General features: G+C 42.8%; 16 protein-coding genes. 6 read left to right on the forward strand and 10 right to left on the reverse strand.

What is annotated here, in order from left to right; genetic code table 11:
- The first annotated feature begins 137 nt into the window (after positions 1-137).
- The 4 genes from IEX80_RS27085 (at position 138) to IEX80_RS27100 (ending at position 2,703) form a co-directional block, all read left to right on the forward strand.
- On the forward strand, positions 138-1,076 hold the full coding sequence (locus tag IEX80_RS27085) for a cation diffusion facilitator family transporter (RefSeq protein ID WP_188834758.1): 939 nt from the start codon (positions 138-140) through the stop codon (positions 1,074-1,076).
- 66 nt (positions 1,077-1,142) lie between these two features.
- A complete protein-coding gene (locus IEX80_RS27090) occupies positions 1,143-1,424 on the forward strand; it encodes a hypothetical protein (protein ID WP_188834759.1) in 282 nt (93 codons plus the stop codon).
- A gap of 64 nt (positions 1,425-1,488) precedes the next feature.
- Positions 1,489-1,896, forward strand: a complete 408-nt coding sequence (locus IEX80_RS27095) for a Dabb family protein (protein WP_176622251.1) — start codon at positions 1,489-1,491, stop codon at positions 1,894-1,896.
- Between the two features lie 87 nt (positions 1,897-1,983).
- Complete coding sequence (locus IEX80_RS27100; RefSeq protein WP_176622249.1) at positions 1,984-2,703, forward strand: hypothetical protein; 720 nt, start codon at positions 1,984-1,986, stop codon at positions 2,701-2,703.
- Between the two features lie 237 nt (positions 2,704-2,940).
- Here the strand turns inward: IEX80_RS27100 and IEX80_RS27105 are convergent, their stop codons facing one another.
- The 3 genes from IEX80_RS27105 to IEX80_RS27115 form a co-directional block, all read right to left on the reverse strand.
- Positions 2,941-3,447: a DUF5606 family protein gene (locus IEX80_RS27105; protein WP_188834760.1), complete on the reverse strand. Its 507-nt coding sequence runs from the start codon at positions 3,445-3,447 to the stop codon at positions 2,941-2,943.
- Positions 3,448-3,526: 79 nt separating this feature from the next.
- A complete protein-coding gene (locus IEX80_RS27110; protein WP_090534226.1) occupies positions 3,527-3,964 on the reverse strand; it encodes a peptidylprolyl isomerase in 438 nt (145 codons plus the stop codon).
- Between the two features lie 104 nt (positions 3,965-4,068).
- Positions 4,069-4,572: a hypothetical protein gene (locus IEX80_RS27115; RefSeq protein WP_139160067.1), complete on the reverse strand. Its 504-nt coding sequence runs from the start codon at positions 4,570-4,572 to the stop codon at positions 4,069-4,071.
- Between the two features lie 275 nt (positions 4,573-4,847).
- Here IEX80_RS27115 and IEX80_RS27120 point away from each other — a divergent pair, with 275 nt between their 5' ends.
- Complete coding sequence (locus IEX80_RS27120; protein ID WP_218117107.1) at positions 4,848-6,029, forward strand: asparagine synthetase B; 1,182 nt, start codon at positions 4,848-4,850, stop codon at positions 6,027-6,029.
- 169 nt (positions 6,030-6,198) lie between these two features.
- Here IEX80_RS27120 and IEX80_RS27125 read toward each other — a convergent pair whose 3' ends face one another.
- The 7 genes from IEX80_RS27125 to IEX80_RS27155 form a co-directional block, all read right to left on the reverse strand.
- Positions 6,199-6,729, reverse strand: a complete 531-nt coding sequence (locus IEX80_RS27125; RefSeq protein WP_090534230.1) for a PH domain-containing protein — start codon at positions 6,727-6,729, stop codon at positions 6,199-6,201.
- Between the two features lie 306 nt (positions 6,730-7,035).
- Positions 7,036-8,574, reverse strand: a complete 1,539-nt coding sequence (locus IEX80_RS27130; protein WP_229701781.1) for a serine hydrolase domain-containing protein — start codon at positions 8,572-8,574, stop codon at positions 7,036-7,038.
- A 119-nt stretch (positions 8,575-8,693) separates the two neighbouring features.
- Positions 8,694-9,572, reverse strand: a complete 879-nt coding sequence (sucD, locus tag IEX80_RS27135; protein WP_090534235.1) for a succinate--CoA ligase subunit alpha — start codon at positions 9,570-9,572, stop codon at positions 8,694-8,696.
- Between the two features lie 599 nt (positions 9,573-10,171).
- Positions 10,172-11,419 (reverse strand): C4-dicarboxylate transporter DctA, encoded by a 1,248-nt coding sequence (gene dctA / locus IEX80_RS27140; RefSeq protein WP_090534239.1) that lies wholly within the window; start codon positions 11,417-11,419, stop codon positions 10,172-10,174.
- A gap of 133 nt (positions 11,420-11,552) precedes the next feature.
- On the reverse strand, positions 11,553-12,329 hold the full coding sequence (locus IEX80_RS27145; protein ID WP_188834762.1) for a hypothetical protein: 777 nt from the start codon (positions 12,327-12,329) through the stop codon (positions 11,553-11,555).
- Positions 12,330-12,665: 336 nt separating this feature from the next.
- Positions 12,666-13,466, reverse strand: a complete 801-nt coding sequence (locus tag IEX80_RS27150) for a hypothetical protein (protein WP_176622239.1) — start codon at positions 13,464-13,466, stop codon at positions 12,666-12,668.
- Between the two features lie 319 nt (positions 13,467-13,785).
- A complete protein-coding gene (locus IEX80_RS27155; RefSeq protein WP_188834763.1) occupies positions 13,786-16,050 on the reverse strand; it encodes a glycoside hydrolase family 31 protein in 2,265 nt (754 codons plus the stop codon).
- Positions 16,051-16,394: 344 nt separating this feature from the next.
- Here IEX80_RS27155 and IEX80_RS27160 point away from each other — a divergent pair, with 344 nt between their 5' ends.
- Complete coding sequence (locus IEX80_RS27160; RefSeq protein WP_090534246.1) at positions 16,395-16,781, forward strand: hypothetical protein; 387 nt, start codon at positions 16,395-16,397, stop codon at positions 16,779-16,781.
- Positions 16,782-16,809: the final 28 nt, after the last annotated feature.

Here is a 16,809-nt window from a genome sequence, read left to right on the forward strand (position 1 = left end):
GATTTAAGGATTGCCCTGATGATTGATCAAATAAACAGATACGGAGCGGGATTATGACCACAACGATGTTACAGCAAATGCTTATTTCAGGAAATCCTAAAATCATGCGAATCAAGGTTTTTACCTACCTTTGTTAAATGTCAGCAGGTCACGATCATTCACACTCACATTCGCACGGGCACCATCATCACGACCATGCCCCTAAGCTTGATCATTTAAATTCGGCTTTTATTTGGGGCATAGTGCTTAACTCGGTGTTTGTGGTGGTTGAGGCTATTACAGGTTTTATTACACACTCGTTGTCCCTGTTAACCGACGCCGGCCATAACCTGAGCGATGTGGCCTCCCTCGCGTTAGCCTTGCTTGCTTTTAAACTCACCAAAGTAAGCGCTAACAGTAAGTATACCTACGGCTATAAGCGGTCGACCATCATCGTATCTTTTTTTAACGCGGTAATATTATTTGCGGCCGTTGGTTTTATTATTTATGAGGCTATTACGCGCTTCATGAACCCCGAAATAGTATCGGGCGGCACCATGGCCTGGGTTGCTTTTATAGGCATTGGCATTAACGCTTTTACAGCGTGGCTGTTTGTTAAAGATAAAGATACCGACCTCAATATTAAAGGCGCTTACCTGCACATGGCTGTTGATGCCATAGTATCCTTTGGTGTGGTGATATCTGGTATTATCATATACTTTACCAAACTGTACTGGATTGACAGCACAGTGAGCCTGATAATAGGTTTTGTGATATTACGCGGCACCTGGAGCTTGCTTACAGCCAGCCTGCGTTTGGAAATGGACGGCGTACCTGCCGAAATGGACCTTGACAAGATCAAAGCCGAACTTAAAAAAGCCAAAGGTGTGGTTGATGTTCACCACATGCACGTTTGGGCACTCAGCACCACCGAAAACGCACTTACTGCCCACCTGGTGATCAAGCCTGAAGCCATGGCCGATTTTGATAATATCAAGCATGACCTTCGCCACCGACTGGAACATCTTGATATCAGCCACAGCACTTTTGAACCCGAATTTTCGGAAGAAGGGTGCAAGCAGCCGGAGTGTTTGTAGGCTGCTTCTTCATATTTCATAAAACCCCTCAGTTTTCTTATTTTTGAGGTAAACAATTACCTTAACATGAGCAAAGCCCAAACCTTAAAAGTACTATCCGTTATCACTTTTCTTGAAATCGTCGGAATGATGGCATGGCCGGTTATATTAGGCTGGGGGCAGCTTATGAGCTCGGCGGGACTGCTGCTTTCCGTAATATTCGTTTTTCCGCTTATCTACTATGTGGTTTTTATCATATTCCTGTCCCGCTATGCGCAGAGAGATGTGCAGGATCAGAACATCGGGCTTGTGATATTTTTAAATGTGCTGCCTGTTATTGTGCTGCTTTATGTTTTGGATGTGTTTTGATTGAAACAACTTATAAACGTTTTAAATAATTCTTACTACCTTGAAAGCGATTATTTAACCTGTCATGAAATCAACCCGAAGAAAATTCATAACCACAACAGCGGCACTGGCTGCAGGTACAGTTACAGCATCGGCAATATCGCTGAAAGAGCAAAAAGAAGAATGGCCAATAGTTCACCATGTGTTTTTCTGGCTTAAAAATCCGGGATCAACAGAAGACCGTGATAAATTGGTAGCCGGAGTTAAAACCCTTGCCAAAATTGAAACCATACGCAAACTTCGCGTAGGTATCGTAGCCAGTACCGAAAAACGCGACGTAGTAGATAACTCCTGGGCGGTGTCCGAACTGATGTTTTTCAGCGATCTGGCCGGACAAGCCACTTATCAAACCCATCCTATCCACCTGGAGTTTATTAAAAACTGCAGCCATCTTTGGGAAAAGGTTATTGTTTATGATGCGATGGATGTATAGCTTTTAACAAAAGCTTAATCAGATTCCTGCAAACCAATCATTTATGTTTGAGTTAATTAATACAAGTTAACCAAAACACTAAATGATATGAAAGTTAAACACCTGGCTATTTGCCTTGCTATTTCAAGCTTCACATTACATTTAAGCGCCACCGCTAATGCAAAAAGCGGAGGCGCCTATCACAAACCAGCAAAGGCTGCTCCTGCCGTTGAAGGATGGTATTTCAGGGCTGTAAGTGGCTATCCTGCTGCCATTGCCTTTGAACCCGTAGTATTATTTAAAAACGGCGAATACTTTGACGTTGGTGATGAGCCAATTGAAACGCTGGATGTAACAGCCGCTAAAAGCAGCCGCCCTAAAGCCTGGGGAACCTGGAAAAAAACGGGCGCAACCTTTTATCTTACTAATAACGAAGGAAAAACCTATGATTATAAGTTGGGTGAAGGCAATTGGTTCCCGGCCTATCCGTATACAGGCAGTATTAAGCTAAAAAAAGGATATGAAAAAGTAAGCGGCGGCGATTATGGCAACGGCACAAATGCCCTGGTAATCAAAAAGATCAATTTTATTGATGATACTCATTTTACTGAAGGATCAAACGGCGGAATCATGACACCTGCTGCCAGCGCCTGGAAAAAAACCGGAGGCAAAGGCGGCACCTACAAAATTTACGGCAACACCATCGAACTGAATTATGGCAGCAAGGTGATCAAAAAATCATTTGCCTTAGGTGCTTCGGGTTCACCTGCACACGCAACAAATACAATGATCTTTATTGGGGGCGATGCTTATACTGATACCGAGTAATGCTCTTAAATACCCGTATGTTCTTATAATATCATAAAGAAGATGTCATTTCGACGAACCGGCCGGGGAACAAACGGGATGGGTGAGGAGAAATCTTCTACGACATAAAATCAACGTTTTACAGGGCGTATAAGATTTCTCGGCCTTGCCTTCACAATTTCCATCCTTCCAGGCTTCGAAATGACATCATTTAAAGCACGCAGGACGATGGGAATCGCTATAACTAAAAAAAGCCGATTATTCGGCTTTTTTTGTGGCTTTTTTAGCTTTTGCTTTTGGTGCTGCTGGCTCAGCTTCCGGTTCAGCAGTTACTGCTTCGGCAACCGGTTCTTCTGCAACCGGGGCGGGTGCCTGGGTTGGATCGGCCTCTTCAAAAATTGGAAGGGGCTTTAATATCTGGAACCAGGATATTACCTTTTTAATGTCTGATGAGTAAACTTTTTCTTCATCATGATCTGGCGCTACTTCATAAAAGAAGGTACGCAACGCTTTACCGTCGGCTTTAACGTCAGGTATGTTTGATGCTGACTTCATGCGCTCAAGCACATCAGTTAACCTGATATCATCCTCAACACCAAAAATGGTGATCTCACTTAAAGCAGCTAATTTGGCTGTAGAAAGGTTGGCTATCAGTTTTGTTTTCTGTGCATCTAAACTTTCCAGCACATAGCCGGTTTTATTTTGTGCCAAAGCTTTCCATAAACCCGGTTTTCCTGATACCGATACAATTCCCTGTAAATTCATATATTTTTTGTTAGTAGGATTGATGAGGCGAATGATTTACGTAATAACAGGTAAATCACCCGCCCTATCAACTATTCACTTAATCCTCTATAACTTCGATTCCTAAAATTTTATCTCCCTGGCGAATAGCGTCAACAACGTCAACATTTTCAATCACTTTACCAAAAACGGTATGGTTACGGTCAAGGTGGGCAGTGTTTGTGCGGTTGTGGCAAATGAAAAACTGTGAGCCACCAGTGTTGCGGCCTGCATGTGCCATTGAAAGCACACCACGGTCATGGTATTGGTTGTTGCCGGTAAGCTCGCAATCAATTTTGTAGCCTGGGCCACCAGCACCGGTACCGGTTGGATCGCCGCCCTGAATCATAAAATTAGGGATAACACGGTGAAATATCACGTTATCATAAAAGTTTGATTTTGCTAATTTTTTAAAGTTAGCAACGGTATTAGGGGCATCCTGATCGTAAAACTCTACGGTCATGTCGCCTTTTTCGGTTTTGATTATTGCTTTGCTCATGTTTTTGTTTTTTAGAAAACAGTTGGCAAAGGTAATAAAATTGAGGATTAAAGAAAAAGGTTAAAGGCGAAAGGTTAAAGGTGAAAGGTTTGAATATTTATTAATTACCAGGGTGTAAAAGTCATGGTAAGTAATCTTTGTTTTGGCGAATAACTAATCTCGCCTTTTCTTTTTGAATCAAACATTTTAATTTCCGAAAGCGGCTTTTTATAATCTTTACCCAATTCGGCCAGTTGGGCAAAAAACCAGTCGAGTCCTTCCTGATCACCCAAAGTATTGGCAAACCAGGCCAGTTTTTGCAGTTCGGCGAGGTTCACTTTTTCGTCGGCGGTAAAAACGTAAGTCCATTTAACTATTGCCAGCTCATCGGGCTTGCCAATTAGTTGGGCCCGGCTTCCATTGGCATCTGTGGCGACAAAATTTGGCAACAGGCTGATATCTGTGTCCTGCTTAAAAACAAGACTGCTGTCGGCTTCTGTAAGCTTTTTAATCAACGCATCACGATTGAGGCGCATACCCGAACTTCCGTTCTGCGCGTGCGCGGCCAAACAGGATATTAATAAAACACCGACAAGGAAAATATTTCTGACAATAACAGATAAACTCATTTAAGGACCAGATTTAACAACGCCATAAAGCTAAAACAACATGCATATAGCCAGAAGCCCTTATGTGTTAAAAATGGTTAAAATACATTAGCCCTTTATTCGTTACATTTGATAACCCGGCAGTAAACAAATTAACAAGGATCGTGAATAATTCATCAGGCAATAACTTTTCACCTCTTACATTTCGTCTATTACTTATAAAGCTAAAGTTCCTTTTACCTTTCGCCTTTTACCTTTTACCTTTAACGTCGCGGGCTGCATCTATCTTAATCCCTATGGATGATGAGCAAAAGGACCATCTGAAATCGTACGGGATAGCTTTCTGGGTGCTCAAAAACGGCGAAGAAGTCGACTGGCTGCTCAACTATCGTGGTGGCAGTTTCATGATGAAGTACGGGCAAAAAGTTGAGGAAGAGTGCAAGATCCGCGGGGTAAGCTACGAAGTTATTGCCGATGCCAAAGCCACCGAAATTATTACCGAAGTAAGCGATCCATCGGTAAATATGGACCTGGTTAAACTGGAGAAAGCCCCCCGCATGGCGGTTTACTCCCCCAAAAACAAGCTGCCCTGGGATGATGCAGTTACCTTGGTTTTAAAATATGCCGAAATTCCGTACGACGTAGTTTACGACGAAGAGGTGATCCACGGCGAACTGCCTAAGTATGATTGGCTGCACCTGCACCACGAGGATTTTACAGGGCAATACAGCAAGTTTTATGGCGCCTTCCGTTACGCGCAATGGTATACCGATGATATCAAAATCCAGGAGACCATGGCCCATAAACTGGGCTTTAGCAAGGTATCAAAAATGAAGCTGGCCGTAGCCCAAAACATCCGAGATTTTTGCGCAGGCGGCGGCTTCCTGTTTGCCATGTGCTCAGGTACCGATACTTTTGACATTGCACTATCGGCTGCTAATACAGATATCTGCGAACGTATGTTCGACGGTGATGCTGCCGACCAGGACGCGCAATCCAAACTCGATTTTAGTCAAACGTTCGCCTTTCAGAATTTTACGCTGGATATGAACCCCATTTCGCATTCCTTCAGCAATATCGACGTTACCACCACCCGCCAGGTTGATCGTACCCGGGATTTCTTTACGTTGTTTGATTTTTCGGCCAAATGGGATGTTGTGCCGAGCATGCTTACGCAGGATCATGACAAAGTAATAAAAGGCTTTATGGGCCTTACCACGGCCTACAACAAAAGTATGCTCAAACCGGGCGTTACCATCATGGGCGAAATGAAAACCGCCAATGAAGCCCGTTACATTCACGGCGAATACGGCAAAGGCCAATGGACCTTTTACGGCGGCCACGACCCTGAAGATTACCAGCATGCTGTAAATGATCCGCCGACAGATTTGAAACTACACCCCAATTCTCCCGGCTACAGACTGATCCTAAACAATGTGCTGTTCCCAGCTGCTAAGAAGAAAAAGCAGAAAACGTGATTGCTTTTAAAAGATGTATAATAAAAATGTCATTGCGAGCGAAGCGTGGCAACCGCACGGAGGCATAGCCGCTCTGTATAGCATGCGATTGCTTCGTCGTTCCTCCTCGCAATGACATGTTTTTTTAACTGGTATTCATAATAAACTCACGTTATAAACAGATGCAAGTTCAAAAAAGACCTGCCTGCGGGAATTTTTGCTGGTCTATATAATTAAACTGCTTCTTAAAATAAACCCGGGGTACTTTGCTTAAAAACGTTTCTATTATCTTATCATATAATAGCGAAGGCACTGTAAATTTGGTAATGAGTATCTTTTTATCATCAATGGTATAAATCACCATATAATCATACTTCCCAAACTTACCCATATCCTTTTGCTCATACAGCTCAACCCTAACAAGATCAGCCCTGTTTAATACAAGGGTTTGATCCTGATATATTAAAGTGGCCACTTCTCTGCCGTCACTTATAATTAACTGTTTCCCTCGATCATATTCATTAAACTGATTTATCACCCTAACAACATAAACCTGGAAGTAAAGAAACGTTGCCGGCAAAAGTGCTAAAAACAGCGCAATTAATGGATGCTGGTAAACTTTGATAACAATGAAAATAATTAAAGCAACATTAACGGCCATAATAATCACCTCAGCTGTAAGCTTATTATTTTTAAAAGTGTATACCTTGGGTTGCTTCATTTATCCATAAATATACCATAACGACCTTAAACAAAAAAGAGGCTGTATCATAAATCAATTTCGCTAAGACGTAGGTCGGCCTCAAAATGGAATGAAAAAAGGGCAATTTTCAAATCGAAAATTGCCCTTTTTGATAAGTAACTGACCGGTATCAAAATTTTATCCTGATCTCGCTCGTTTGCAACGAGTGTGTAACCTGGGCTCGCGTTTATAACGCACGAGCGATGCAATCGCCAAATCATATTAAGTGCTCGTTGCAAACGAGCGCAAGGTTAAAGAAGCAGAAAACGTGATTTTAACAATTGCTTATTGCACCACATCAAAATGAAACTCCTGTACCAATGGCGGGTTTTCGGGTGTAAGTGTAAAACTCACTTTGATATTTCCAGTTTCACATTTGATTATAAAATAACCGCGCAACTGGTTCTCGGCAACAATATCACCGGCGCTTATTATTCTGCCTGTTTTTGCAAAAGCTTCAGTTGCGGCTGCTTGAAGTTTATCGGGGAAATAATCCATAAAAAAGTTATCAGCAAAAATGCCGCTTTCTTTAGCCTTGCTCCAATCAGCAATAACTTTAAGCAGATCATTTTTACGTTGCTCTAATATGGCTGATGCCGGCAATTGCCGTGGTTTTATACCCGAAAGAGCCAGTAAAGTATCCAGAGCCTGGTTATTGGGATAACCAGCACGGGCATAGGTCAGGTTGGCAAATGAGACAACGCCCACACCGTACTCCGGCAAGATATTCCACTGACTGCCGAAACCCGGTAAGCCCCCTGTATGACCAATGTATACGCGGTTATCACAATCCTTTGCCCAACGTAAACCGTAGGCATAGGCACTGACATTGGGGCATGGTCTGCCCGTGGTTGTTTTGGCATTTACAGTTAAATAATTCACATCCCAGGGGTACTGCATTTCCCGGATAGAACTACGTTTTACAGGCAGGGCTTCGGCATCATCGCGCGGGGGCCAGGCATCCATGTGTACAGCTATGTATTTGCTAAAATCCTCAATAGTGGTGATCAGGCCGCCCATAGCACCGTAAGCCCCGTCATGCAGCAGAGGCTGTTCAACCCATTTACCATCAAGCCAGCGATAGCCATGCGCCAGTTTATCTTTGGGCACTTTGGCATATTCCCAATAGGTATGTATCATACCTAACGGTTTAAGGATATTTTCTGTGATGTATTGCTCGTAAGTTTTGCCCGATACTTTTTTGATGATATATCCCAGCGTAGCAAAACCAAGGTTGCTGTACTCATAGCCCTGACCGGGATCATTGGAAAATGAAACACCTTTTTTGTATAACGCCAGGAGTTCTTCATCGCTAACTGCAAGTTGCCTGTCGCCCCATGGGTTATCTTCCGGGTAACCTGCTGTATGCGTAAGCAGGTGTCTTACGGTTACCGGGACAGCATCTTTGGTCAAATATTTCAACCCCTTCATCTCGGGGATATAAATATAAGCCGGATCATCCAGTTTTAGCTTGCCCTCATCCCTGAGTTTTAGGATAGCCATAGCGGTAAGGCTTTTGGTCATGGAGGCGATCCGAAAATCCGACGATGAATCAGCCTTGATCCTGGCATCAATATCGGTATATCCTAAGCCACCGGTATGTACCAGCTTACCATCAACCACAATGCCATACACCAATCCCGGCCAGTGATTATCTTCAGCATATTTTTTATAAAGCTGATCGATTACCGGGAAAGTAGCCCGGATTTTTTTTAACCTGTCGGGATCAGTAAACGTTGCGGGCTTGTAGGGTTGAGCAGTGGAGGTGTAACTTACCGTAGCCAACAAGAGGGCAAAAGCGGATTTAAGCAGATTTTTGACCATATACATAGATACGGAAAAAGTACTCCAAATTATTTTTAAAACTAAAAAATCCCGGCCAAATCATGACCGGGATCTTCAATATTAAAAAGCTTTTCGCTTTCGGCTTTACGCCTTAAGCTTTACGCTAACTTAGCCAGTTCTTCAGCCATGGCAGCGCCAATTTCGGCTGGTGATTCAACCACACGGATCCCGCACTCGGCCATGATCTTCATTTTAGCAGCAGCAGTATCGTCAGCACCGCCAACAATAGCACCTGCGTGGCCCATACGGCGGCCCGGAGGCGCTGTTTGGCCAGCAATGAAACCAACAACCGGTTTAGTACCGTTCGCTTTGATCCAGCGGGCAGCATCGGCTTCCATATTTCCGCCAATTTCACCAATCATGATTATACCATGAGTTTCAGGATCGTTCATTAATAATTCAACAGCTTCTTTGGTTGGTGTACCAATAATTGGGTCGCCACCGATACCGATAGCTGTAGTGATACCCAAACCGGCTTTAACCACCTGGTCAACCGCTTCATAAGTTAAAGTACCTGATTTTGAAACCACGCCAACGTTACCTTTTTTGAAGATAAAGCCAGGCATGATACCAATTTTGCTTTCATCGGCAGTGATGATACCAGGGCAGTTAGGACCAATCAGGCGTGCATCCTTATCTGTAAGATATTCTTTTACTGCGATCATATCCTTTGTAGGGATCCCTTCGGTAATACAAACAATAACCTTAATGCCGGCTTCAGCAGCTTCCATAATAGCATCTGCACCAAAAGCAGGAGGCACAAAAATGATGGATACATCGGCACCGGTTGCAACAACGGCATCTTTAACCGTGTTAAAAACCGGCCTGTCTAAATGGGTTTGACCACCTTTACCTGGTGTAACACCACCAACTAACTGAGTACCATAAGCAATCATTTGCTCGGCATGGTATGACCCTTCTTTACCGGTGAAACCTTGTACAATAACTTTTGAATCTTTATTTACGAGTACACTCATTGGTTTTTTCGTTTTAGTACGGCAAAGCTAAAGTTTTTGCCCGAATGTCAAACCCTATTGTAATCTAAATTTATATGTTAACATAAAAGTGACTTTTAAGGGGATTGGATGTGGTTATAGGGTGTTTATGTGTTTTAAATTTTTTATGATTATAAAGTTCCCGTTGAATAAAACTCCTAACTGAAAACTATCTACTGCCAACTAAATTAGGGCGTTGCCTGCGGCCCAGGCTATTTGTCTGAACTCGAATTAAACGAATTTTAGCAATTTATTGAATTTGCTTTTCATTCTGGTAGATTCGGGTTCAGACAAAAAAACCGTAAATCAAAAAAATCCTATAAATCCCGGTTCAGACAAAATCCGAAATCATTACACTGCCATCCATAACGTGGCCAATTACTAATTGAATGCAATTGCAAATTCAACCGCTGTAATTAAAACGAACACCAAAAACGTAGCAAGAAATATAATCCCGGCTTTTTTAAGTTTCACTTTATCGCCAGAAATACCCGGGATAAAATTGATCGCAGTAAATGTCAAACCAGTTAACAATACCAGTGCTTTGAAAATTGTTAATAATATATATATATATATCCGATTTATTCATTAACTCCCCTTTCAGCCGGCTGTTCAACAAACTCCCCCTCACTCTTCGCAATCACAATAGTAGCAACACCGTTCCCTATCACATTGGTAATGGCCCGTGCTTCCGACATAAACCTGTCAACCCCTATTAATATCGCCAAACCTTCTACCGGTATTATTTTGATGGCTGTAAGCGTACTGGTCAATACAATAAAACCGCTGCCGGTTACGCCCGCCGCACCTTTGGAGGTGATCATCAGGATCCCGATTATGGTTAGCTCCTGCCCCAACGAAAGCGGGATATTAAACACCTGCGCCAAAAATATCACGCACATGGAAAGATAAATGGTAGTGCCATCCAAATTAAAAGAATACCCCGTGGGGATCACCAAACCCACCACCGATTTGGAACAGCCAAACTTTTCCATCTTCTCCATCATAGCAGGTAAAGCCGATTCGGACGAGGATGTACCAAGCACTATCAGGATCTCCTGCCTGATGTATTTCAGATATTCCCAAAGGCTGAATTTAAACAACCTGCAAATGATATTCAATACCACAAATATGAACAGGAACATGGTCAGATAAACCGAGCCCATCAACAAAGCCAGCGGTTTAAGGGTTTGAATACCATATTTGCTCACCGTAAAAGCCATACCCGCAAAAGCCCCTATCGGCGCCACCTTCATCACTATTTTCATGATATTAAAAAACACTTTCGAAAGCTTATCAAATAGCTGAATAACCGCTTCGCCACTTTTACCCATCCGGCTTAACCCAAAACCAAACAGTATCGCAAAAAACAGGATCTGCAAAATATCGCCTTCAACAAAAGCTTTGAAGATGTTTGAAGGTACTATGTGGGCCAGGAAGTCGCCCCAGTGCATTTCGGCGGCGGCTTTTTCGTATACGGCTAATTTGCCGGTATCCATTTTTGCAGCATGGTTTTCAAAACCGGCACCGGGTTTAATAATATTGGCTACGGTAACGCCGATGACAAGCGCGAACGTGGTTACGATCTCGAAATACAACAAAGCTTTACCGCCTACCCTGCCCACTTTTTTCATATCGTTCATGCCGGCAATGCCCAGCACAATGGTTAAAAAGATGATAGGCGCAATCAGCATGGTGATGAGACTGATGAACTTCTTGCTAATCAGTTCGGCAGTTGGGGCAAAGCCTTTAACGTATAAGCCGGCCACTACCCCAAGGGCAATGGCAATAAGTACCTGGAAAGTTAGGTTTGATAAGAGGCGTTTCATGATTGATCCCCCGGCGCCCTAAAGGGGGAGCAACAGAATGGGACGGCAATATAATAAGTTATTGTTTCAGGCACAAAAAAGCCCCGTACCGAAAAACGGCACAGGGCATAATTGATTGATTGAAAGATCGTGATTATGCAGGCGTTGATTTACCGGTTAGTAAATCAATTAAGAAAATTTTATTAAGGAAAGTCAGCTTTGCCTTGTGGTTGCCCAGGAAAACGATAGTGCCGCTGTAATCCCAGCCCCCGCCGTTTGTTTTTCCTTCCGAACGGAAAGTAGCTGTGCCGCTGGTGATATCAAACTTATCGTTGCCATGTACATACAGGTTAGTAAACACGTAGGTATTATGCACCCTGCTAAACGTTTTGTATTTGGTGTATTCGTTGTCAACATAGGCTTTCATAGGGCCATCAAGCGAGAAGTTTGAGTTATTGGTGTTAAGGCCCCTAACCTTATATTTCTGCACAATATTGTAAACGAATGAATAACCCGGGCCACTGCCTACCGTGTTTAATGAATCAACCGAATCGTAACCAACAGTTTTGTTGCCGTCACAAATAAAATAATATTTGGTACCGCCTGTTTTGGTTGCTTTTAAAGTATCACCTTGATTAAATACACGGTTCAGGCTGGTATCAATATAAAAACCGCAACTATATGTACTCTGTACTTTAAGCTTTGATGAGGCATTGGTTGAGGGGGTAACACCGTCGTTAAGGCTGGCCCCTCCAAATGAACCGGCCAATGATTTTGCCAGGTTATCTGCAATTGCCGAACTGGCTACATTATCGCTGGCTTTTACAGTTGATGGATCGGATTTTACATTAATTCCTGTTTTTGTACAGGCCGAATAAAGAATAGCCACACCTGTTAATAAAGGTAATACACTGCGTAGATTTAGTTTCATAAACGTATAAGATAAAGTTTAGATCTCTTTGCCTCAATTGGCAATAAGCATACCACCAGGTAAAAAATTCGCAAAAAAAACGGCCGGGATATGTGTTTTTAGGCTCATTTTCCTTTTTTATAAAACAGTTAAAGATTTATACTGCTGATAGCAACGGAACACAAAACACACCCACTACCTGCTTTCCCCGCTTCGGGGAAAAATACGTGGAAAATATTCCCCGTTTTTTATCAAATACACAGGTGATAAAAAGCATGCCGTTTTGAAAAACCATAGCATACAAAAAGCCCTGCCTCCGGTTAGGGGGCAGGGCTCTACATATATTTAAAAACGAATTTAATTAACTTCGCCTGTCATCAGATCGGCAGTATAAACAGTGCCGTCGATAGTGATCTTTGCTTTGTGACCACCCAAAAACGTTATCGTCCCTTTATAGTTCCAGACATTTTTTCCGATACTTCCTTTACTCGAAAAGGCAGCACTTCCGCTTAAAATAAAATCGGGGTCTTTTGTTGGATCAACAACAATTGATTTAAAATTGTAGTTAAACGTGCCTTCAACATTTGGCTGGTCTGTTGTAGGTTTGGTGTAGTTAACCCTGGCATAATAATTCACAGGGCCATCAAAAGAGTATTGCGCGTGTTCAACACCCGGATTAAGGCTTCTGAGTATCAGGTTTTCACCCATTTTTAAAACCATTGTAAAACCGCTGCCTGCCATAGTCATATTTAAACTATCATTAGCGGTAACCCCTGAAGGTACTCCATTGGTACAGGTAAGCTCATATTTAACCTTAGCCCAGATATCTATTTTTGAGGTATCGCTTTGATCTAAATTAAATGCTATCGTAGTATCCATTTTGGCGCCGCACTGTGGCTGAGGGTCAACAGATTGTACTTTGATCTTACCTTTTTTGTTCAGGGATAGATCGGTTGGCATACTTAAACCGCTCTTAAAATCAAACCCGCCGTTTTCGGGGTTAAAAATGCCAACAAGGCTTTGCGCAATTTGCACACTCGCTTCTTTTTTACTTACTGTACTTTGATTGTTAGGCGCCATGTTAAGCTTATGGCACGAAGTGTAAATGGCAGTAATACCGGCAAGCAGCAATACTATAATTTTGTACTTGTGTTTCATGTTTAGGATTTTAATTCCGCGCAAAGTTAACTTATTATCAATTAATTAAAGAAATTTTGAAAATATTTAGGAGCAGAATGCTATAATATTGTTCATACCCATTTTGAACGATGAGTAAGGGCAAAAGGTTAGCCAATGTGTCGCCCACGGTTAGGAGACTCGGTTGGAGCCTGCCATTCTTTAAAGTTTCTATAACTTATCAGAGCTCTCTGAGGCCGAATGGCAGGCCGGCCTGTTTAGAGCGCCTGAGTCCCCCCTCCCGCCGCGTATTACAAACCATGAGACTGGTTCGATCACTACCCAAGAAATGAAACAACAATTATAATTTCACTTCAATCTCTCCGCTTTTATTCTCTATTATTTCTTCCTGAAGCTTAACCCCATCAAAACCATGCAAAACAAATTTCAGCTGCATAAACCTCGATTTAGATGAGCCTTCAACTGATGATAAACTGAGGCTCTTTTCTATGGGATTGAAACTGATAACACGTTTATAATAAATACCCTGCTCATAATCATATGATACGCCATCATCTTCGTAATAAATAAAACTATTTGCTTCCCTGCCGTTCCATACGTGTACCTGCAATATACCGTCGCCTTTTTCATTGGTGCTTTGTACAACACTTTGCATAGGGATAATGCCGCCTGCCTTTACAAATACCGGCAGATCGGTTAATGGCGCCTGAACATTAACAATCTGTTCTCCCTCATAAAACTTATCGCTGCTTAACCTATACCACGAGCCTCGGGGCAGGTAAACATCTTCGGTTAGTTTAGTGCTTTCAACAGGAGCAACCAGCATCGCGTCGCCAAACATAAATTCATTTTGAAAGCGCTCATCAAAAACATTCCCGTCAAAACTGTGCTCAATAGCTAATGTACGGCTTACCGGCAGGCCGGTTTGGGTTGATTGATAAAAGCTGCTGTACAGGTAGGGCAGGAGTTTGTACCGTTGTTCAATGTCCTTCTTAATGGTCTGTTCATTATTTTTACCCCATTCCCATGGTTCGCGCATTTTACTACCTTGTATGGCATGATTGCGGAACATTGGGGTATATGCACCCAGGGAGTTCCAACGTACCATGAGCTCAGGCGTAGGATTGCCGCTGAAGCCGCCGATATCCACCCCGATAAAACTCATACCTGTAATGCCCAAACTATTTACCAGTCGTTGTCCTAAAAGCATATGGGCATCGGTGCCGGTGTTGTCGCCCGTCCACACGGCCGAATAGCGCTGCGTGCCCGAATAGGCTGCCCGGGTAAGTACAAACGGTCGTTTGTTTCCCATGATCTTTCTTGTGCCATCATAAGTGGCGCGGGCCATTTGCATGCCATAGGCATTACGCACTTCCGGCATAAACTTATCTCCAAATTTTACTATCCAGGGGATATTTTGCCCCCAGGCGGCAGGCTCGTTCATATCATTCCAGAAACCTTCAACGCCGGGTTGGGTAAGAGCGGTGAAGGCTGCTCCCCACCATTCGCGTACCTCTCCCCTGAAAAAATCCGGAAAGTGACAGCGGCCCGGCCACACATAGCCGGTATAATTTTCGCCGTCGGGATATTTGGCAAAATAATCCTGCTCAATACCCTCATCGTATTCCTTATAACCTTCTTCTACCTTAATTCCCGGATCAACAATGGTAACCAGCCTAAAGTCCATCGCCTTTAGTTTATCGAGCATTTGCTTGGGTTTAGGGAAAGTTTTTTTGTTCCAGGTGAAGATCTTGAAATCGTCCATATAGTCGATATCGCAGTACATTACATCGGCAGGGATCTGTTTTTTGCGGAAGGTTTGGGCGATGTTCAATACTTCATCGGCGCTCATATAGCTCCATCGGCATTGCTGATAGCCCAGGCTCCAGAGCGGCGGCATTTCCATCCTGCCGGTAAGCCAGGTATAATCTTCAATTATTTTCGCAACACCTTGTGCCCCGAAAAAGTAGTAATTCAAATCGCCGCCATCTGCCCCGAACCAGCTTGTTTCCTCATCTGTGGATGCACCAAAGTCGAAGTAGCTTTTATGGGTATTGTCAAGAAACAAACCGTAAGTTAACCCGCTGTGTAATCCTATAAAAAACGGAAAGGTTTTATACAGCGGATCGGATTCGGGCGTGTGGTTTGGCGCATCGGTATTCCAGTTTACGTAGGCCGCGCTACGCCTGTCGAGGTTACCGGTTTTTTCGCCCAGGCCAATAAACCGTTCACCCTCAAACAACCGGCGATAACAGGTCACCCGTTCGCCCTGCCAGTTTGTACCAAAGCGGGCGTCATCTTCACTCAGCGAGCTACCTGCAGCCGTGAAAAAGTTGAACCTTAAAGGCGATTTCTGAATACTGAGCTTCAAGGCTGGTGTAGTAATATCAATATTGGCCGATGACTCATCAAAATCGAAATCGGCCAGTGGCTGCCTGATTACCGCAAAGGAAGGATCATCCGGGTTGAAATTTTTACTGATGCTTACCCTGATAATTGTAGGGCTATAGATATAAACCCTTGCTTCGGCTTCGGCGGTTTTAATTGTTAAAATACCATCCTGTTGTTTAAAGCCCTGTACGTTACCTGCAATTTCTAAATTCATGCCTGTGGGGTACCCAGAATAGATAAAGGTACTTAAAGGCAACGTTGTTTGGTTAGGTTGGTTTTGTTAAATGTAGATTTTGAAAACGTTGCATGGATTTTTCTATTTCATCCCCGAAAACGACCAACCCGCTTTCCTGCCCGATCAACACCCTTTAATTTTCGACCAACTTGTAAAATACTGATAATTAGTGCGTTTTTGGTGTTTGCCGAATGCTTTTGGGTATTGGTCTATATCTTTTCGGTGCTGGTATAACACTTTTTAGCACTTAAAATTAATGTTGTTCATTTGATCATTGAAAATAACAAACACAAAATATTTAACATACTTAAAAGCTCAAAATCATGAAAACTTCAATAAAATTATCAGCACTATTCTTCTTATTAAGCGCAGGTGTATTTGCTACTACAGCAGCTAAAGCCGCCGATGTAACTCCTAAAGCTAAAGAGGTTGTTACCTTTAAAGCCCTTGACCACGACCGCGGTGTTAAGCTAACGCTCGCAAAATCAGAAAACGGCCGTTCATTCGTACGCGTTTACAGCAAACAAAATGAACTTTTGCTGAAAGACGTTGTATCAACCAAAACCGATGTTGAAAGGGGTTATGTTTTAACCAACCTTGAAGATGGTGATTACATTATGGAAGTTAAAACCAATAACCAGGTGGTTAAGAAAACCCTGCACGTTTATGAAGACGGCGATCAAAAAACATTCTTTATTTACCAGGACTAATTTAGGAAGCCATATCAAACAAAAAGCT

Source organism: Mucilaginibacter rubeus, from assembly GCF_014643835.1.
In the GTDB taxonomy this organism is placed as follows: Bacteria; Bacteroidota; Bacteroidia; order Sphingobacteriales; family Sphingobacteriaceae; genus Mucilaginibacter; species Mucilaginibacter rubeus.

What these genes read in the sequence shown, in the direction of transcription:
- IEX80_RS27110 (WP_090534226.1), bottom strand. Translation starts at nt 3,964, where the DNA reads ATGAGCAAAGCAATAATCAAAACCGAAAAAGGCGACATGACCGTAGAG.
- sucD (WP_090534235.1), bottom strand. Translation starts at nt 9,572, where the DNA reads ATGAGTGTACTCGTAAATAAAGATTCAAAAGTTATTGTACAAGGTTTC.
- IEX80_RS27100 (WP_176622249.1), top strand. Translation starts at nt 1,984, where the DNA reads ATGAAAGTTAAACACCTGGCTATTTGCCTTGCTATTTCAAGCTTCACA.
- IEX80_RS27115 (WP_139160067.1), bottom strand. Translation starts at nt 4,572, where the DNA reads ATGAGTTTATCTGTTATTGTCAGAAATATTTTCCTTGTCGGTGTTTTA.
- IEX80_RS27105 (WP_188834760.1), bottom strand. Translation starts at nt 3,447, where the DNA reads ATGAATTTACAGGGAATTGTATCGGTATCAGGAAAACCGGGTTTATGG.
- dctA (WP_090534239.1), bottom strand. Translation starts at nt 11,419, where the DNA reads ATGAAACGCCTCTTATCAAACCTAACTTTCCAGGTACTTATTGCCATT.
- IEX80_RS27150 (WP_176622239.1), bottom strand. Translation starts at nt 13,466, where the DNA reads ATGAAACACAAGTACAAAATTATAGTATTGCTGCTTGCCGGTATTACT.
- IEX80_RS27130 (WP_229701781.1), bottom strand. Translation starts at nt 8,574, where the DNA reads ATGGTCAAAAATCTGCTTAAATCCGCTTTTGCCCTCTTGTTGGCTACG.
- IEX80_RS27120 (WP_218117107.1), top strand. Translation starts at nt 4,848, where the DNA reads ATGGATGATGAGCAAAAGGACCATCTGAAATCGTACGGGATAGCTTTC.
- IEX80_RS27125 (WP_090534230.1), bottom strand. Translation starts at nt 6,729, where the DNA reads ATGAAGCAACCCAAGGTATACACTTTTAAAAATAATAAGCTTACAGCT.
- IEX80_RS27090 (WP_188834759.1), top strand. Translation starts at nt 1,143, where the DNA reads ATGAGCAAAGCCCAAACCTTAAAAGTACTATCCGTTATCACTTTTCTT.
- IEX80_RS27155 (WP_188834763.1), bottom strand. Translation starts at nt 16,050, where the DNA reads ATGAATTTAGAAATTGCAGGTAACGTACAGGGCTTTAAACAACAGGAT.
- IEX80_RS27085 (WP_188834758.1), top strand. Translation starts at nt 138, where the DNA reads ATGTCAGCAGGTCACGATCATTCACACTCACATTCGCACGGGCACCAT.
- IEX80_RS27095 (WP_176622251.1), top strand. Translation starts at nt 1,489, where the DNA reads ATGAAATCAACCCGAAGAAAATTCATAACCACAACAGCGGCACTGGCT.
- IEX80_RS27145 (WP_188834762.1), bottom strand. Translation starts at nt 12,329, where the DNA reads ATGAAACTAAATCTACGCAGTGTATTACCTTTATTAACAGGTGTGGCT.
- IEX80_RS27160 (WP_090534246.1), top strand. Translation starts at nt 16,395, where the DNA reads ATGAAAACTTCAATAAAATTATCAGCACTATTCTTCTTATTAAGCGCA.